We start from the raw sequence: 15,585 nt of genomic DNA on the forward strand, positions 1-15,585 counted from the left end.
CGCCTCCCTCGGTCCGTGGCTCAGGGTACCGCTCGGGTCACCGCTTCCGGGCCAGCTTCGCCAGCTCCCGCAGGCGGACGTCCGGCAGGTACGCCCGGCTCAGCGCCAGCCCGATCCGCGGCAGGTCGGCTTCGTCGCGGTAGGCCAGGTACAGCGGTACCCGCCGTGGCTGGAACTTCGCCTTGAACGCGTGCAGTGACCGGAAGCCGTAGTACGGCTCCATGACCCGGCCCAGTGACTCCAGTGCGCGGTCCACCGTGCCCGCCGGTGACGCGCTGCGGGCCAGCGGTGCGCCCGACAGCGAGACGAACCTCGCGCCCTCCGCGCGGAACTGCACGCACGCCGACGCGATCAGGAACTCCATCACCGGGCGGAAGCCGTGGGCGCTGCGGCGCATCACGTCCAGGGTCCAGCCGCCCACCTTGCCCGCGCCCGTGTGGACCGGGAGCCACGACGTGACGCCGTGGACCGTGCCCTCCGCGTCCACCGCCAGGCCGACGCGCGTCGCCGGGTCCATCGCCTCGTCGAGGCCGCCGAGGGTGAAACCCATCTCCGGCATGCCCTTGCCGGACATCCACTCCTCCGACAGCGCGCGGACCTGGGCGAGGATGGGTTCCGGCTGGTCGGCCAAGCGGACCAGCCGGAAGTCGATGCCCTGCTTGGCGGCCTTGTTCAGCGCCGAGCGGACGTCCTGCCACGCCTTGCCGCGGAACTCCAGTCCTTCCAGGTCGAGCACGTTGTCCTCGGCCACCTGGACGTGCTGCCAGCCCTGCTCGCGGGTCGCCGCGACGGTCGCTTCGGTCGCCGAGAACACGCACGGCACCAGGCCGGTGTTCTCGCACATCGTGGTGAACTCGGTGACCGTGGCCGCCGCCGTGCCGTCCGGGGCGATCGGGTCGCCCAACGCGACCGCGACGCCCGCGTGCCGGCGGTAGGCGAGGTAGGACCGGCCGTCCGCGCGGACGAAGTACGTGTTGCGCGGCCAGGTCGTCATCCACGACAGCGTGCTGCCGCCGTGGCGCCCGAGCAGCGTGCGGGCCAGTGCCGCGCCCGGGCCCTGGGCGTGCCGCCGCAGCCGGCGCCGCGAAGGCACGCGGAAGGCGTGGCGCGCGGCGATCAGGACGCCCAGCAGGACCGTCCACAAGAGATTGTCCACGAAGAACAACGGCAGGCCGGTGGGGTCGTAGTCAGCCCCGAAGAGGTCGGCCAGCCCGTAGACCGTGGCCGCCGCGAGCCCTTGCAGCGTGACGAACGCCGACAGCCCGGCCGCCCAGCGCCAGGCGACGCGGCCGCCCTTGCGCAGCCCGTTGATCATCGGCACGACGACCAGCACCAGCACCGCCAGCTCCGGCGCCGACAGCGAGACCCCTTCCGTGGAGCCGAACGGGCCTTCGCCGGGCACCAGGAACATCACGATCTCGGCGATGGTGAGCAGCAGCAGGCCCGCGACGGTCAGCAGCCGCCACTCCCGCAGGTTCGGCCCCGCCGACGGCACCCGCCGCGAGCCGACGAGCCGGTTGCCGAGCGGGATCGCCAGCAGCAGCGCGAAGAAGTGCACCAGGTCGGCGAGCGTGCCGACGTAGACGATCGCGACCCCGGCGTACACGCACAGCCCGGCCCGCAGCCGCAGCGCCCACGGCGGCCGCAGCGTCGCGCTGGCGACCGCGACCGCGGCGAGCGCGCCGCCGGAGAACCCGACGTCGAGGCTGCCCGCCATGCGTTCGGCCCACAGCCAGCCGGAGTTGCGGCACAGCGCGAGGAACTGCGTCGCGGCGAGCACCGAGACGAACTGGCCGCCGATGGTCACGACCATCGCCCGCCGGGTGCCCAGCTGCCACTCGGCGAAGCCGGCGAAGAGCGCGAAGCTGCCGACCATCGGGAGGTAGTACCAGGGGATGACGGCGAAGAACGGCCCGGTGAGCATGGTCCACCACCGGCCCGTCTCCAGCGACGGCAGCCCGTAGGCGACGAACGGGTAGGCCGCGCGGTCCTCGGCGGCGTTCCACACCGCCCCGGTCGCGACGGCCAGCACGAGCATCGCGAGCACGACGCCGCTGGTGAAGGGCAGCCGTCGCCTGAGTACGGCGAGCGTGCCCCGGATGCGTCCCCCTCCGGCGGCCACGGCCGCCGACGCTGTTTCGGTCATGCGAAAAGCATGTCGACTCCGCCCGCCGCGGACATCAGGCGAAGGACGGACTTATCCCCTAGGGGAGTCCGCCTTTCGATTGAGGGTCATCCCCCTCTGGAGGACCACGCTCAGCCGAGGACGGCGCTCCGGACGGCGTCCGTGTCGGCCAGGTCCGGCAGCACGATGTGCGCGCCCGCCTCCCGCAGCACGTCGGCGGAGTAGAGGCCGGTCGCCACCGCGATCGAGACGGCGCCGTGGTGCAGCGCGGCCTCGACGTCGTTCGGGGTGTCGCCGATGACGACGACGTCGGCGCCCTCGAACGACGCGCTGTGCTTGGCGGCGGCGAGGCCGACGGCGTGCGGCACCAGGTCGGGGCGGTGCACCGACAGCGCGCCGTACCCGCCGATCTCGAGGTCGAGGTGCTCCAGCAGGTCGAACGCGGCGAGCTTGTGCCGCGAGATCTCCGGCAGGTTGCCGGTGACGAGCGTCTGGACGACCTCGCCGTACCCGGCGAACGCGAGCAGCGCCTCGGCCGCGCCGGGCAGCACCCGGGCTTCGGTCGGGAACCGGTCGACCGCGCGTTCGGACTCGGCGACGAGCGCGGCGAACATCGCCTCGATCGTCTCCCGGCCGGCCTCGATGCCGTTCGAGGTGAGCAGCTCGGTCGTGGTCGCCAGCTCCGTGCGGCCGCCGAACACCGGGTCGACCCGCAGGGTAGCGCCGGTCGCGGCGGTGAACGCCGCCGAGTACCAGGAAGCGCCGAGCCCGGCGAAGTCCACCAGCGTGTGGTCGATGTCCCAGAGCACCAGCCGTGTCTTCGTCACGGCTTCGAGGCTACCGGGAGCGCTATTCAACACGTGTTGACTTCTTGGTGAACGCGCCGTACCGTGAGCTGCAATTCAACAAGTGACGAATTACTGGAGGCTTGTCATGACCAGTCCCGTCCGGCGCCCCGCCGGGGCGCTCGCCCTGGTCGCCGCCGTGGTCGGCGCGCTGGTGGCCGTGGTGCTCGGGTTCCTCACCTTCGGTGCGCAGGCCACCGTCGCGCCCGACGGCGTCCCGGTCGCCGTCGCCGCGCCGCCGGGGCCCCTGCAGGGCGTCGCGCACCAGCTCGCCGGGCACGGCGGCGGCCAGCTCGCCTGGACCGTCACCGACCCCGCCGGCGCGCGGCAGCTGCTGGAGGACAAGAAGGTCTACGGCGTGCTCGAACTCGGTTCGCCCGCGACGGTCGTGACGTCCGGCGCGGTCAACCCGGCCGGTACCCAGGTCGCGCAGCAGGCGCTGACCGCGGGCGCGGCCGCCCTGGGTGGTGCGCCGAAGCAGGAGGTGCTGCACCCGGTGAGCCTCGCCGGCCGGACCGCGCCGCTGGCCGCGTCCGCGCTGGCCTGGATCGGCGCGCTCGCCGGCGGTCTCGCGCTGACGCAGCTGGCCAAGCGATCCGGCCGCACGGCCGGCGCCGGCGCCCGGCTCGCGCAGGTCGTCGGGGTGGGCGTGCTCGTCACGGCGGTCGTCGCCGGGTTCTTCGCGCTCTGGGACGCCACACTGCCGCTGAACGCCCGAGTGCTCGGGTTCGTCTTCCTCGCCGCAACCGCGTTCGCGGCCCTGCAGGCCGGGCTGCTGCGCCTGCTCGGGCTGCGCGCGATGGCCGTCCTCGGCCCGCTCTACCTGGTCGCGCCCGCGGTCGCCGGGCAGGTCCCGGAGCTGCTGAACCCGGCCTACCGCACGCTGCTGTGGTCGTGGACGCCGTTCCGCTTCTCCGCCGAAGGCCTGCGCAGCCTGCTCCAGGGCGTGCCGGGCGCGCCCGACGTCAAGACCGGCGTCTGGGTGCTCGGCGGCCTGCTCGCCGCGGGGCTGCTCCTGGCCCTCTGGCCGGGCCGGTCAGCCCGCCAGGAGGCTGAACCGCACCTTGCGGACCGGGTTGTCGAGGTTGGTGTCCACTAGGCAGATCGACTGCCAGGTGCCCAGCGCCAGGACGCCGCCGAGCACCGGGATCGTCGCGTAGGGCGGCACCAGCGCGGGAAGCACGTGGTCACGGCCGTGACCCGGGCTCCCGTGCCGGTGCCGCCAGCGGCCGTCGCGGGGGAGCAGCTCGTCGAGCGCGGTCAGCAGGTCCTCGTCGCTGCCCGCGCCGGTCTCCAGGACCGCCAGCCCGGCGGTGGCGTGCGGGACCCAGACGTGCAGCAGGCCGTCCGCCGCGTCGGCGTCGCGCAGGAACGCTTCGGCCTCGTGGGTGAGGTCGTGGACGACGGCTTCGGAGCCGGTGCGGACCTCGATCTCGGTGGAGTACATACGCCCCAGCCTAGGGAGGGACGGGCTCCCTCGGGCTTCCGGCTCAGGACTCCAGGTAGCGCAACACCGCCAGCACCCGGCGGTTGTCCCCTTCGGACGGTGGCAGGCCGAGCTTGCCGAAGATCGACGTCACGTACTTCTCGACCGAGCCGGCCGAGAGGAACAGCTTCGCCGCGATCGCCGAGTTCGACCGGCCTTCCGCCATCAGGCCGAGGACTTCGCGTTCGCGCGGGGTGAGCCCGCCGAGCGCGTCGGTCTTGCGCGTCGCCGAGAACAGCTGGCTGACGACCTCGGGGTCGAGCACCGTTTCCCCGTCCGAGACCCGGCGCAGCGCGTCGAGGAAGTCCGACACCTCGGCGACGCGGTCCTTGAGCAGGTACCCGACGCCGCCCGCGCGGTCGGCGAGCAGCTGGGCCGCGTACTTCGTCTCGACGTACTGGGAGAACAGCAGGATCGCGCGGCCCGGCACCTCGTGGCGCAGCGCGATCGCCGCCCGCAGGCCCTCGTCGGTGTGCGTCGGCGGCATCCGGATGTCCACAATAGACACATCGGGGGCGGTGTCCGCGACGGCCGTCCGCAGCGCGTCCGCGTCCTTCACCGCGGCGACGACCTCGTGGCCGCGGAAGGTCAGCAGCTCGACGAGACCCTGGCGCAGGATGGTCGAGTCCTCCGCGATGACGATCCGCATGCGCGGGAGCTTATCCGGGCAAGGGCACTCGCGCGGTCACTTCGGTGGGCCCGCCCGCGGGACTGGCGACGGCCAGTTCGCCGTCGACCGTCCGCAGCCGCTCGGCGACCCCGGCGAGGCCGCCACCCGGCACGATCCGCGCGCCACCCCGGCCGCTGTCGCGGACCCGCAGCCACAGGACGTCGCGCTCCTCGGTGAGCTCGACCAGCGTCGTCCCGCCGTGCTTCGCGGCGTTGGTGAGCAGCTCGGCGGCGCTGAAGTAGACGATCGTCTCCAGCGACGGCGGCGGGCGCCGCGGCAGCGCGACGGTCACCCGCGCGTCGATCCCCGACGTCGCGACGAGCGTGGAGAGGGCCACGTCGAGACCGGCGTCCAGGGCCGCGGGGTGGATGCCGCGGGCGAGGTCGCGCAGCTCGGTCAGGGCCTGCTTCGCGTGGGCGTGCGCGGCGTTGACCAGCGCCTTCACCTGGGGGAGGTCGACGTCCGCCAGCTCGTCCTTGGCCAGGCCGAGTTTCATGGCGAGGGCGACGAGCTGGGCCTGCGCGCCGTCGTGCAGGTCACGCTCGATGCGCCGCAGCCGCAGGGCCGCGTCTTCGACCGCCGTCGCCCGGCTCGCCTCCAGGTCGCGGACGCGTTCGGAGAGCACGCGCGTACCGAGCAGGCCGACGACGAGCAGCCGGTCGAGCGCGGCGAAGGCGTGCGTCACCCACGGGAGCGCCACCAGCACCAGCAGCCCCGACGCCGACCAGGCGAGCGCACCCGGCCAGCCGTCGGCGTGGATGTCGAAGGCGGGCATCCGCTCTTCGCCGAGCGGGAACCACAGGAAGGCGTAGCTGGTGGCGGCGACGCCGTAGACCGTCGCGACGACCATGGTGAACAGCGCGACGAGGGTCAGCGGCAGGCGCAGCAGCAGGTAGCCGGCGGTGCGCCAGCCGGCCGGATCGCCGACGCGCGCCTTGACCCACGCCCACAGCCCGGGCTTCAGCTCGGGCCGCCGCGGAGCGGGCACGCTCACGCCGAGCAGCGCCCGCGCGAGCCGCCGGTGGACGGCACCGAGGCCACGTGCGTACAGCAGCGCCCCGGCGAGCACGAGAAACCCGAGGAGGATCGGCGTCAGCCAGAGGCCGAGGGCGACCACGGTGAGGAAGGTGACGAGGGCGAACAGCGTCAGGGGCGCGGAGAGGCACAGCCAGAGGTATTCGGCCCGGAAGTCCCGAGAGGCCAGCGGCCCGAACACCCGCCGCAGCGGGTGGGGGCGGGGCAGGTCGTAGCCGGTCACCTGCCCAGTCTCGCCTGGGCTGGGCGGGCTGCCCATCCGGTTTTCCCCCTACCGCGGCCCCGGGAAGCTGCTTTGGGAAGGTTGCCCGGCTTCGCTGGGCCGCCCGGTCCCGCCGGGGGCGGCTTCGCCGAGCTGCCTGGGCCTGCCGGGGCGGCTTCGCCGAGCGGCCCGGCCTCGCTCAGGCCCCGCGTCGCCGAGTGCCCGCTGGGGGCGCCCCCGTTTTCCACGCTACCGGCGACCACCGACAATTCCGCTCCCCGAAAGCCGCGAAGGCCACGTCGAGGGACTCTCGACGCGGCCTTCGCGAACACTGGGTTCAGACGTGGTCCGGGTCGTCCTCCCGGGCCTTCTGCGCGGCTTCGCGCATCTCGATGACGTCGGTCAGCCAGTCGCCCGTTTCGCGGGCGATGTCGCGGATCGCGCCCGTGATGATCGAGGCGATGTTGCCCACGTGGGTCGCGGCCGATTCGGTGATCACTTGCAAGGTGTCCTTGTCTCGTTCGAACTGGCCCACCATGTCACCCTCACGCTGCTCGGAGCTGCCGGTCGGGTTCCACGGTAGTCGGCGACGGCGAAGTCTGCGGGAGAGCCAGCTTCACGATCTTCTTCGCCACCGACCAGAGCTGCTTGCGCAGCGGGCCGGTGTGGTACGGCAGGCCGTACTTCTCGCAGATCGCGCGCACCTCGCCGGCGATCTGCGGGTAGCGGCGCGCCGGGATGTCCGGGAACAGGTGGTGCTCGATCTGGTGGGACAGGTTCCCGCTCATGATGTGGAACAGCGGGCCGCCCGAAATGTTCGCCGAGCCGAGGATCTGGCGCAGGTACCACTGCCCGCGCGATTCCGAGGCCGTCTCCTCCTCGGTGAAGCTTTCGACGTCGGCGGGGAAGTGGCCGCAGAAGATGATCGCGAACGCCCACAGGTTGCGGGTCAGGTTCGCCGTCGCGTTGCCGAGGAACGTCAGCGGCGCCAGCGGGCCGGTCAGCAGCGGGAACAGCACGTAGTCCTTGCCGATCTGCCGCGACGCCTTCCGGACGATCCGCCGCAGCACCGGCACGTTCTCGGCCCAGGTCCGCTCGCCCTTGACGACGTTCTCGACCTCGAGGTCGTGCAGCATCACGCCCCACTGGAAGAACAGCGCCAGCAGCGTCGCGTACACCGGGTTGCCCAGGTAGTACGGGTGCCACTTCTGGGCGGTGTCCATCCGCAGGATGCCGTAGCCGACGTCGCGGTCCTTGTCGACGATGTTCGTGTACGTGTGGTGGATGTAGTTGTGCGAATGCCGCCAGTTCTCCGCCGGCGCCACCGTGTCCCACTCGAAGCGCTGCGAGCTCAGCGCCGGGTCGCGCGTCCAGTCGTACTGGCCGTGCATGACGTTGTGGCCGATCTCCATGTTGTCGAGGATCTTGGCCACCGAAAGCGCGCCGACGCCGGCGAGCCACGCGGGCGGGAAGAACCCGGCGAACAGCAGCGCCCGTCCGGCGACCTCCAGGCCGCGTTGCGTCTTGATGACGTTGTGGATGTAGTCGACGTCCTCCTGGCCCAGGTCGTCGACGATCCGCTGCCGCAGCGCGTCGAGCTCGCGGCCGAACTCCTCGACCTGTTCCGGGGTCAGGCGGTCCTGCAGACCGGTCATGGCGGTTCTCCCTACGCGTCGATCTCGACGTCCCCGACCGGGACGGAGATGCAGAGCTGGATTTCTTCGTCTTCTTCGCCGGAGATCTCGCCCGTCTTCGCGTTGCGGACGCGCCCGGCGGTCTTGAGCTGGGTGCAGGAGAAGCAGATACCCATCCGGCAGCCGTGCTCCGGCGAAAGGCCCGCTTCTTCGGCCTGCTCCAGCAACGGCTTCCCCGAGTTGGCGCACTCGCGCCCGCTGCGCTTGAAGCGCACCTGGCCTTCCGCGGCCGACGTGTCGAAGGTCAACGCCGGTGGCGTGAACTCCTCGGTGTGCACGCGTTCACCCAACTCCTCGCGAACGGCGTCCATGAGCGGCTTCGGGCCGCAGACGAACGCCTCCGCGTCGCGGAACCAGGGCGCGACCTGCGCGAGGTGCTCCGGCGAGAAGAAGCCGCGCAGGTCCCCGCCCTGGGTGTGGGTGTAGGCGTGCACGACCCGCAGCCCGGGGTGCCGGGCGGCGAGCTCGGCCAGTTCGGTGCGGTAGAGCGCGTCGGCCGGCCCGTTCGAGTACTGCACGAACACGATCTCGCCCGCGTGGCCTTCGTCGACCAGGGTGCGGGCCATGGCGAGCACCGGCGTGATGCCGCTGCCGCCGGCGATCAGCAGCAGCCGGTCCGGCCGGGCGGCGGGCAGGGTGAACGTACCGTCCGGAGTGGACAGACCGACCACCGAGCCGGTGCCGAGCCCGCGGTTCAGGTGCCCGGAAACCAGGCCCTGCTCCTTGACCGTGAACTCCAGTTCGCCGTCGTACTGCGAACCGCACGGCGAATAGCAGCGCGTGCGCCGGACGCCGTCGATCTCGACCTGCAGGCGGACGTACTGCCCGGCGGTGAAGCCGGGCCACGCGCGGCTCGGCCGCACGGTGAAGGTGACGCTGTCCGGCGTCTGCTTGCGCACCGCCGTGACCAGCCCGCGGATCTCGCGGCGGACCAGCATCGGGTCGACGAGCTCGAGGTACCGGTCCATCCCGTGCGGCGTCAGCAGCGCCTCGGCCAGCGAGGCGAGGCCGCGCACCCGCCGGGGGATCAGCGCCGTCATCGGTCCTCCTCGATTACAGTGAACGACTGTACACTCAACAGTGCACTGCAGGAGTGGACCGCCTGTCAACGAAGAGCGCGGAGGATGTGACGTGAGCAACGCGGTGGACATCCGTACGCTGGACCTCGTGTCGGAGGAGCCGGTAAGCCGTCAGGAGCGCAAGCAGCGCACGCGCCAGGCGTTGCTGGACACGGCCCTCGAGCTGCTGGCCGACCGTCCCTTCGCGACGCTTTCGCTGCGCGAAGTCGCCAAGGGCGCCGGCCTGGTGCCGACGGCCTTCTACCGGCACTTCGCCTCGATGGAGGAACTCGGCATCGCGCTCGTCGAAGAGGCGACGCGCACGCTGCGCGGCATGATGCGCTCCGCGCGCACCGACCCCGACACCTACCAGGGGATGATCAGCGCCTCGGTGGCCACCGTCCACCAGTTCGTCCGGGCGCACGAGGACCACTTCCGGTTCCTGACGCGCGAGCGCTACGGCGGCGGCCCGCTCGCGCGGTCCATCGCCGTCGAACTCCGGATGTTTTCCGGCGATCTGGCGATCGACCTCGCGCGGTTCGCACCGCTGCGCGCGTGGAGCACCGAAGATCTGCACATGCTGGCCGACTTGATCGTTTCCGTGATGATCACGACGACGGTCGAACTGCTGGAAGCCCGCCCCGGTGAAGACGCGAAAATCACCGGAACGGCGGAAAAACGGCTGCGCCTGATCCTGCTCGGCATCCCCCATTGGAAAACTCGCTGAATGAGGGCTATTCGGATCAGGCCGGCGCTGCGGCACGGGGGCGGAGCGCCTGGCGGAACCTTGCGCCGGCCGACGTCTGAATAGTCCTCACAGTTTCCCGCACGACGCTCGTATCTTCTGGCACAACCACGAGACTTGCGACCCACGTCACTGGGGAGTGTCGGTCCGACGTGGTACAACCCTCGGATCGTGCCTCGCCGATGAGGAGGTCGTGTGGCGGACAGCGAACAGCATCAGCAGCTCACCGTGGGTGTGGTGGCCGAGTCACGCCCCGGGGAGCGCCGGGTGGCCATGGTGCCCAAACTGGTCGGGAGGCTCGCGCAGCGCGGTTTGCGCGTGCTCGTCGAACCGGGCGCCGGGGCCGGCGCGCACCTGAGTGACGACGCGTACACCCAGGCGGGCGCCGAACTCGGTGACGCCTGGAGCGCGCCGATCGTCGTCAAGGTGAACCCACCCGCGCCGGAAGAGGTCGCCAAGCTGAGCCGGGGCGCCGTCCTCGTCGGCTTCCTCGACCCGCGCGGCAATCCGGAGGGGCTCGCGAAGCTCGAAGAAGCGGGCTTGCGCGCGTTCGCGATGGAGGCGATCCCGCGGATCTCCCGGGCGCAGGCGATGGACGCGCTGTCGTCGCAGGCCAGCATCGGCGGCTACCGCGCCGTGCTGCTCGCGGCGCAGAAGCTCCCGCGCTTCTTCCCGATGCTCACCACCGCGGCGGGCACCGTCCCGCCGGCCAAGGTGCTGGTGCTCGGCGCCGGCGTCGCGGGCCTGCAGGCGCTCGCCACGGCGAAGCGGCTCGGCGCGCAGACGACCGGTTACGACGTCCGGCCCGAGGTCGCCGAGCAGGTCAAGTCGCTCGGCGCGCAGTTCCTCGACCTCGGCATCGAGGCGGTCGGCGAGGGCGGGTACGCCCGCGAGCTGACCGCGGAGGAGCGCGAAGAGCAGCAGCGGCGGCTCACCGAGGCGATCACGAAGTTCGACGTCGTGATCACCACCGCGCTGGTGCCGGGCCGCAAGGCGCCGACGCTCGTCACCGCGGACGCCGTCAAGGGCATGCCCGCGGGGTCGGTCGTCGTCGACCTCGCCGGCGAGACCGGCGGCAACTGCGAGCTGACCAAGCCGGGCGAGGACGTCGTGGAGCACGACGTCACCATCTCCTCCCCGCTGAACCTGCCCGCCGAAATGCCTTCGCACGCCAGCGAGCTGTACGCGCGCAACGTCACCGAGCTGCTCGAACTGCTCGTGACGAAGGAAGGCGCGCTGGAGCTGAACTTCGAAGACGAGATCGTCGCCGGTGCCTGCGTGGCCGGGCGCGAAGGGAGCGCGTCGTGAGTCCGCTGGTGCAGAACCTCGCCGTCCTCGTGCTGGCCGGGTTCGTCGGCTTCGCCGTCATTTCCAAGGTGCCCAACACCCTGCACACACCGCTGATGTCCGGCACGAACGCCATCCACGGCATCGTGCTGCTGGGCGGCCTGGTCGTGCTGGGCCTCGGCGTCGACGGCGTCTTCAACAAGATCCTGCTGGTGATCGCGATCGCCTTCGGCACGATCAACGTCGTCGGCGGGTTCCTGGTCACCGACCGGATGCTGTCGATGTTCAAGGGCAAGAAGCCCGCTCCGGCCGAGGAGGACGACAAGTGACCGACTTCGTCGCGATCCTCTACATCATCGCGTTCGCCCTCTTCATCTACGGCCTGATGGGCCTGACCGGCCCGCGCACCGCGGTCCGCGGCAACTGGATCGCCGCGGTCGGCATGGGCATCGCCGTCATCGCCACCCTGCTCACCCCGGGCATGGGCAACTGGCTGCTCATCGTCCTCGGCGTCGCGATCGGCGCGGTGGTCGGCGTCCCGTCCGCGCGCAAGGTCAAGATGACCGCGATGCCGCAGATGGTGGCCCTGTTCAACGGCGTCGGCGGCGGCGCGGTCGCGCTCATCGCCTGGGTCGAGTTCAACTCCACCGACGGCTACGCGCACGAACCCGCGTACATCGCGATCGCGTCGCTCTTCGCGGCGATCATCGGGTCGATCTCGTTCTGGGGTTCGAACGTCGCGTTCGGCAAGCTCCAGGAGCTGATCAGCGGCCGCCCGATCACGCTGGGCAAGCTGCAGCAGCCGGTCAACGCGCTGCTCCTGCTGATCGCGCTCGCCTGCGCGGTGATCATCATCGCGGGCGGCGACTCCGGCTTCCTGATCGTCGGGCTGCTCGTCGCGGCGGGCATCCTCGGCCTCACGGTCGTGCTGCCGATCGGCGGCGCGGACATGCCGGTCGTGATTTCGCTGCTCAACGCGTTCACCGGGCTCTCGGCCGCGGCGATGGGCCTCGCGCTGGACAACACGGCGCTGATCGTGGCCGGCATGATCGTCGGGGCGTCCGGTTCGATCCTGACGAACCTGATGGCCAAGGCGATGAACCGGTCCATCCCGGCGATCGTCGCGGGCGGCTTCGGCGGCGGCCCGGCGGTCTCGGGCGGTGGCGGCACGAAGGAAGAGCGCCCGGTGCGCTCGACCAGCGCGGCCGACACCGCGATCCAGATGGCGTACGCCAGCAAAGTCGTCGTGGTGCCCGGCTACGGCATGGCGGTGGCGCAGGCGCAGCACACCGTCCGCGAGATGGCGAAGCTGCTGGAGAAGAAGGGCATCACGGTCGCCTACGCCATCCACCCGGTGGCCGGCCGGATGCCCGGGCACATGAACGTGCTGCTCGCCGAGGCCGACGTGCCGTACGAGCAGCTCAAGGAGATGGACGAGATCAACTCCGAGTTCGCCCAGACCGACGTCGCGCTGGTCATCGGCGCGAACGACGTCACCAACCCGGCCGCGCAGACCGACCCGAGTTCGCCGATCTACGGGATGCCGATCCTGAAGGTCAACGAGAGCCGGTCCGTGATCGTGTTGAAACGCGGGATGAGCTCCGGCTTCGCCGGCATCGACAACGACCTGTTCTACGATCCGAAGACCAGCATGCTCTTCGGGGACGCCAAGTCGTCGGTGGGCGAAATCGTGGAGGAACTCAAAGCGCTATGACGACCGGGTCGGATGTCCGTGCCGCGTTCACGGATCCGGCCGAAAACCTGGCGTTCGACGAAGCACTCCTCCGGGTTGCGCCCGAGTCACCGGTGCTGTGGCTCTGGCGCAACCCGGTTTGCGTCGTGGTGGGGCGCGGGCAGCGGATCGCGCGCGAGGTGCGCGTCGCGGAGTGCGAGCGCGACGGCGTCCCGGTGCTGCGGCGGGCGAGCGGCGGCGGCACGGTGTTCCACGACCCGGGAAACCTCAACGTGACGCTGGTGCTGCCGGGGCCCACGGACCGGCCGCTGGAGACGCTCGGCAAGGTGATGAGCGCCGCCGTCGACCAGCTCGGGCTGGTGCCCCGGATCGGCGACCGCGGCCTGTTCGTCGGCGAGGCGAAGCTCTGCGGGTTCGCCGTGTTCCGCACCAAGACCGGCCTGCTGGCCCACTCGACCCTGCTGGTCGAGACGTCGGCGTCGCTCGTCGGCCGCTACCTGACGAGCGCGCCGCCGGACCCGCGGCCGCTCGACTCCCACCGCAGCCCGGTGGCGTCGCTGGCCGAGCACGGCCTGCGTCCCGGCTTCCCGTCGGTCGAAGCGGCGGTGCGGGCGGCGGCGTCGCAGATCCTCGGGACGCTGGTGCCGCGCCCGCCGTCCGCGGCCGAGCTGGCGCGGCAGCGGGCGCTGCTGCACACGCGCTACCGCTACCCCTCTTGGCACGCCGACGGCAGCCAGCGCGCCGCCTGACCCTCTGTCTACTGTGGACTTACTCGGCCGCGGAGAACGTGACGCCGGGCACCTTCCGCGCCGTCGCGCGCGTGGTCTTCTTCGGCTCCGCGGCCTTGCGCGTGCGGGTCGTCTTCGCGGGCTCGGCCTTCGCCTTGACCGCCTTCGCGCGGGTCGTCGTCTTGGGCTCGGTCTTCGCGGTCTTGGCCGCCGTGCGCCGCCCGGCGACCGCCTTGGCCGTCTTGGGGGCCGCTTTCGCGCGTGGCTTCTTGGCGCCCGGGACGATCCGCGGCCGGCGCTTGCGGCCACCGGTGCGGCGGCCGGCGTCGGCGTAGCGCTGCAGCAGCTCGCGCAGCGCCTCGGCGTTGGCGAAGGAGAGGTCGATGTCGTAGTCGATGCCGTCCAGCCCGAACCCGACGGTCTCCCCGGCGGGGTCGCCGGTCAGATCATCCAGTACCTGCACCGCCGTGTTCCTGGCCACGACAAACCTCCCGTGCTCCGAACGTGGTAACCGCGCGCGCACCGGGGCCGACGGCACCCGGGGCCGCCGACTTCTTGCAGCTTCCCGACGAGGATAACCGCTGGCTTGCGTGATCCCGCGTGGTGGTGTGCGCTGAAGCCATGTCTGGACAGACTTTTGACGTAGTGGTGATCGGCGCGGGTCCGGTGGGGGAGGTGGCCGCCGAACGGGCGGCCCGCGGAGGCCTCAAGGTCGCCCTCGTCGAGCACGAGCGCTTCGGTGGCGAGTGCTCCTATTGGGCGTGCATCCCGAGCAAGGCGTTGCTGCGGCCGGGAAACCTCCTCGCCGCGGCGAAGCGGATCCCCGGCGTGCCGGTCGGCGACCGGCTCGACCCCGCCGCGGTCTTCGCGCGGCGCGACTGGTTCACCGGCAAGGGCGACGACTCGGGGCAGGTCGGCTGGGCCAAGGGCGTGGGCATCGAGCCGATCCGCGGGCACGGCGAGCTCACCGGTGAGCGGGAAGTGACCGTCGACGGCGACCTCGTGCTGACCGCGCGGCACGCCGTGATCGTGTGCACCGGCAGCGTGCCCAGCACGCCGTCGATCCCCGGCCTCGACACGATCAAGCCGTGGGGTTCGCGGGAGGCGACGTCGGCGGAGTCCGCACCGCGGCGCCTCGGCGTCCTCGGCGGCGGCGTGGTCGGCGTCGAGATGGCGCAGGCGTTCGCCACCCTCGGCTCGGAGGTCCACCTGGTGATCACCGGCGAGCGGCCGCTGCCGCGCACCGCCGCGTTCGCCGGCGACCTCGTGCTGCACGGGCTGCGTGAGGCGGGTGTGTACGTGCACACGGAGTCGGGGGTCGAGCGGGTCGCGGCGGGTTCGGACGGCACCGAGCTGACGCTGAAGGACGGTGAGGTGCTGGTCGTCGACGAGTTCCTGGTCGCGACCGGCCGGCGTCCCGCGACGGCCCGGCTCGGCCTGGAGGCGATCGGTGTCGAGGCCGGCCGCGCGCTGGAGGTGGACGACACCGGCCGGGTGTCCGCAGTGGACGGTGGCTGGCTGTACGCGGCGGGTGACGTCACGGGCCGCGCCCCGCTGACCCACCAGGGCAAGTACGGCGCCCGCGCGGCGGGTGACACGGTGGCGGCCCTGGCGGCGGGCAAGCCGGTCTCGTCGGCGGCGTGGAGCCCCTTCACCGCGACGGCCGACCACCACGCGGTGCCGCAGGTGGTGTTCACCGACCCGGAGGTCGCGGCCGTCGGCCTGGCGGACGCGCGGCCGGGCTCGGCCGACCGGGTCGTCGACATCGACATCGCGGTGGCGGGCTCGTCGCTGCACGCGGACGGCTACACCGGCAAGGCCCGGATCGTCGTCGACACCGAGCGGAACGTGCTGCTCGGTGTGACGTTCGTCGGCCAGGACGTCTCGGAACTGCTGCACTCGGCGACGATTGCGATCGTCGCCGAGGTGCCGCTGGACCGGCTGTGGCACGCGGTGCCGTCGTTCCCGACGATCAGCGAGGTGTGGCTGCGGCTGCTGGAGGCGTACGGCCTCTGAG

The 15,585-nt window shown here is 71.8% G+C and carries 16 protein-coding genes; 7 read left to right on the forward strand and 9 right to left on the reverse strand.

Annotation, left to right across the window (positions count from 1 at the left end):
* Positions 1–37 precede the first annotated feature (37 nt).
* Both ACYVLJ_RS41220 and ACYVLJ_RS41225 read right to left on the reverse strand, forming a co-directional pair.
* Entirely contained in the window at positions 38–2,146 is a 2,109-nt protein-coding gene (locus tag ACYVLJ_RS41220; protein ID WP_460442781.1) for a bifunctional lysylphosphatidylglycerol flippase/synthetase MprF, read from the reverse strand.
* 110 nt (positions 2,147–2,256) lie between these two features.
* Positions 2,257–2,952 carry an HAD family hydrolase gene (locus ACYVLJ_RS41225; protein ID WP_460442782.1) on the reverse strand — a complete coding sequence of 232 codons (696 nt, stop codon included), beginning with the start codon at positions 2,950–2,952 and terminating at the stop codon, positions 2,257–2,259.
* Positions 2,953–3,058: 106 nt separating this feature from the next.
* On the opposite strand from ACYVLJ_RS41225, the gene ACYVLJ_RS41230 reads away from it, so the two are divergent.
* On the forward strand, positions 3,059–4,069 hold the full coding sequence (locus tag ACYVLJ_RS41230) for a YhgE/Pip domain-containing protein (RefSeq protein ID WP_460442783.1): 1,011 nt from the start codon (positions 3,059–3,061) through the stop codon (positions 4,067–4,069).
* On the opposite strand, the gene ACYVLJ_RS41235 is transcribed toward ACYVLJ_RS41230, so the two are convergent.
* From ACYVLJ_RS41235 to ACYVLJ_RS41260, 6 genes are all read right to left on the reverse strand, one after another.
* A complete protein-coding gene (locus tag ACYVLJ_RS41235; RefSeq protein WP_410676432.1) occupies positions 4,007–4,417 on the reverse strand; it encodes a secondary thiamine-phosphate synthase enzyme YjbQ in 411 nt (136 codons plus the stop codon). The genes ACYVLJ_RS41230 and ACYVLJ_RS41235 overlap by 63 nt on opposite strands.
* 43 nt (positions 4,418–4,460) lie before the next feature.
* Entirely contained in the window at positions 4,461–5,105 is a 645-nt protein-coding gene (locus ACYVLJ_RS41240; protein WP_451974415.1) for a response regulator transcription factor, read from the reverse strand.
* A 10-nt stretch (positions 5,106–5,115) separates the two neighbouring features.
* Positions 5,116–6,420, reverse strand: a complete 1,305-nt coding sequence (locus tag ACYVLJ_RS41245) for a sensor histidine kinase (protein WP_460442784.1) — start codon at positions 6,418–6,420, stop codon at positions 5,116–5,118.
* A 280-nt stretch (positions 6,421–6,700) separates the two neighbouring features.
* Entirely contained in the window at positions 6,701–6,901 is a 201-nt protein-coding gene (locus tag ACYVLJ_RS41250) for a hypothetical protein (protein ID WP_451974411.1), read from the reverse strand.
* Positions 6,902–6,908: 7 nt separating this feature from the next.
* Entirely contained in the window at positions 6,909–8,018 is a 1,110-nt protein-coding gene (locus tag ACYVLJ_RS41255; RefSeq protein ID WP_451974409.1) for a fatty acid desaturase family protein, read from the reverse strand.
* Between the two features lie 11 nt (positions 8,019–8,029).
* The gene (locus ACYVLJ_RS41260; protein ID WP_451974407.1) at positions 8,030–9,097 is read right to left on the reverse strand and encodes a ferredoxin reductase; all 1,068 of its coding nucleotides are present in this window, start codon (positions 9,095–9,097) and stop codon (positions 8,030–8,032) included.
* A gap of 91 nt (positions 9,098–9,188) precedes the next feature.
* Between ACYVLJ_RS41260 and ACYVLJ_RS41265 the strand changes: the two genes are divergently transcribed.
* The 5 genes from ACYVLJ_RS41265 (at position 9,189) to ACYVLJ_RS41285 (ending at position 13,589) form a co-directional block, all read left to right on the forward strand.
* On the forward strand, positions 9,189–9,842 hold the full coding sequence (locus ACYVLJ_RS41265; RefSeq protein ID WP_451974405.1) for a TetR family transcriptional regulator: 654 nt from the start codon (positions 9,189–9,191) through the stop codon (positions 9,840–9,842).
* Between the two features lie 213 nt (positions 9,843–10,055).
* Positions 10,056–11,168, forward strand: coding sequence for an NAD(P) transhydrogenase subunit alpha (locus ACYVLJ_RS41270; protein WP_460442785.1), 1,113 nt, complete (start codon positions 10,056–10,058; stop codon positions 11,166–11,168).
* A gap of 5 nt (positions 11,169–11,173) precedes the next feature.
* A complete protein-coding gene (locus ACYVLJ_RS41275; protein ID WP_290054394.1) occupies positions 11,174–11,476 on the forward strand; it encodes an NAD(P) transhydrogenase subunit alpha part 2 in 303 nt (100 codons plus the stop codon).
* Positions 11,473–12,861 carry an NAD(P)(+) transhydrogenase (Re/Si-specific) subunit beta gene (locus ACYVLJ_RS41280; RefSeq protein WP_451974401.1) on the forward strand — a complete coding sequence of 463 codons (1,389 nt, stop codon included), beginning with the start codon at positions 11,473–11,475 and terminating at the stop codon, positions 12,859–12,861. The genes ACYVLJ_RS41275 and ACYVLJ_RS41280 overlap by 4 nt, the downstream gene beginning before the upstream one ends.
* Complete coding sequence (locus tag ACYVLJ_RS41285; protein WP_451974399.1) at positions 12,858–13,589, forward strand: lipoate--protein ligase family protein; 732 nt, start codon at positions 12,858–12,860, stop codon at positions 13,587–13,589. The genes ACYVLJ_RS41280 and ACYVLJ_RS41285 overlap by 4 nt, the downstream gene beginning before the upstream one ends.
* Before the next feature lie 19 nt (positions 13,590–13,608).
* Here the strand turns inward: ACYVLJ_RS41285 and ACYVLJ_RS41290 are convergent, their stop codons facing one another.
* Entirely contained in the window at positions 13,609–14,049 is a 441-nt protein-coding gene (locus ACYVLJ_RS41290) for an Lsr2 dimerization domain-containing protein (protein WP_460442786.1), read from the reverse strand.
* A 140-nt stretch (positions 14,050–14,189) separates the two neighbouring features.
* On the opposite strand from ACYVLJ_RS41290, the gene ACYVLJ_RS41295 reads away from it, so the two are divergent.
* Entirely contained in the window at positions 14,190–15,584 is a 1,395-nt protein-coding gene (locus tag ACYVLJ_RS41295) for a dihydrolipoyl dehydrogenase family protein (RefSeq protein WP_451974395.1), read from the forward strand.
* Position 15,585 lies beyond the last annotated feature (1 nt).

This window comes from Amycolatopsis stemonae (assembly GCF_054781455.1).

Bases quoted from the DNA above. Each gene is read 5' to 3' on its own strand.
- ACYVLJ_RS41220 (WP_460442781.1), bottom strand. From the start codon at position 2,146: ATGACCGAAACAGCGTCGGCGGCCGTGGCCGCCGGAGGGGGACGCATC.
- ACYVLJ_RS41230 (WP_460442783.1), top strand. From the start codon at position 3,059: ATGACCAGTCCCGTCCGGCGCCCCGCCGGGGCGCTCGCCCTGGTCGCC.
- ACYVLJ_RS41235 (WP_410676432.1), bottom strand. From the start codon at position 4,417: ATGTACTCCACCGAGATCGAGGTCCGCACCGGCTCCGAAGCCGTCGTC.
- ACYVLJ_RS41240 (WP_451974415.1), bottom strand. From the start codon at position 5,105: ATGCGGATCGTCATCGCGGAGGACTCGACCATCCTGCGCCAGGGTCTC.
- ACYVLJ_RS41245 (WP_460442784.1), bottom strand. From the start codon at position 6,420: ATGGGCAGCCCGCCCAGCCCAGGCGAGACTGGGCAGGTGACCGGCTAC.
- ACYVLJ_RS41250 (WP_451974411.1), bottom strand. From the start codon at position 6,901: ATGGTGGGCCAGTTCGAACGAGACAAGGACACCTTGCAAGTGATCACC.
- ACYVLJ_RS41255 (WP_451974409.1), bottom strand. From the start codon at position 8,018: ATGACCGGTCTGCAGGACCGCCTGACCCCGGAACAGGTCGAGGAGTTC.
- ACYVLJ_RS41260 (WP_451974407.1), bottom strand. From the start codon at position 9,097: ATGACGGCGCTGATCCCCCGGCGGGTGCGCGGCCTCGCCTCGCTGGCC.
- ACYVLJ_RS41285 (WP_451974399.1), top strand. From the start codon at position 12,858: ATGACGACCGGGTCGGATGTCCGTGCCGCGTTCACGGATCCGGCCGAA.
- ACYVLJ_RS41295 (WP_451974395.1), top strand. From the start codon at position 14,190: ATGTCTGGACAGACTTTTGACGTAGTGGTGATCGGCGCGGGTCCGGTG.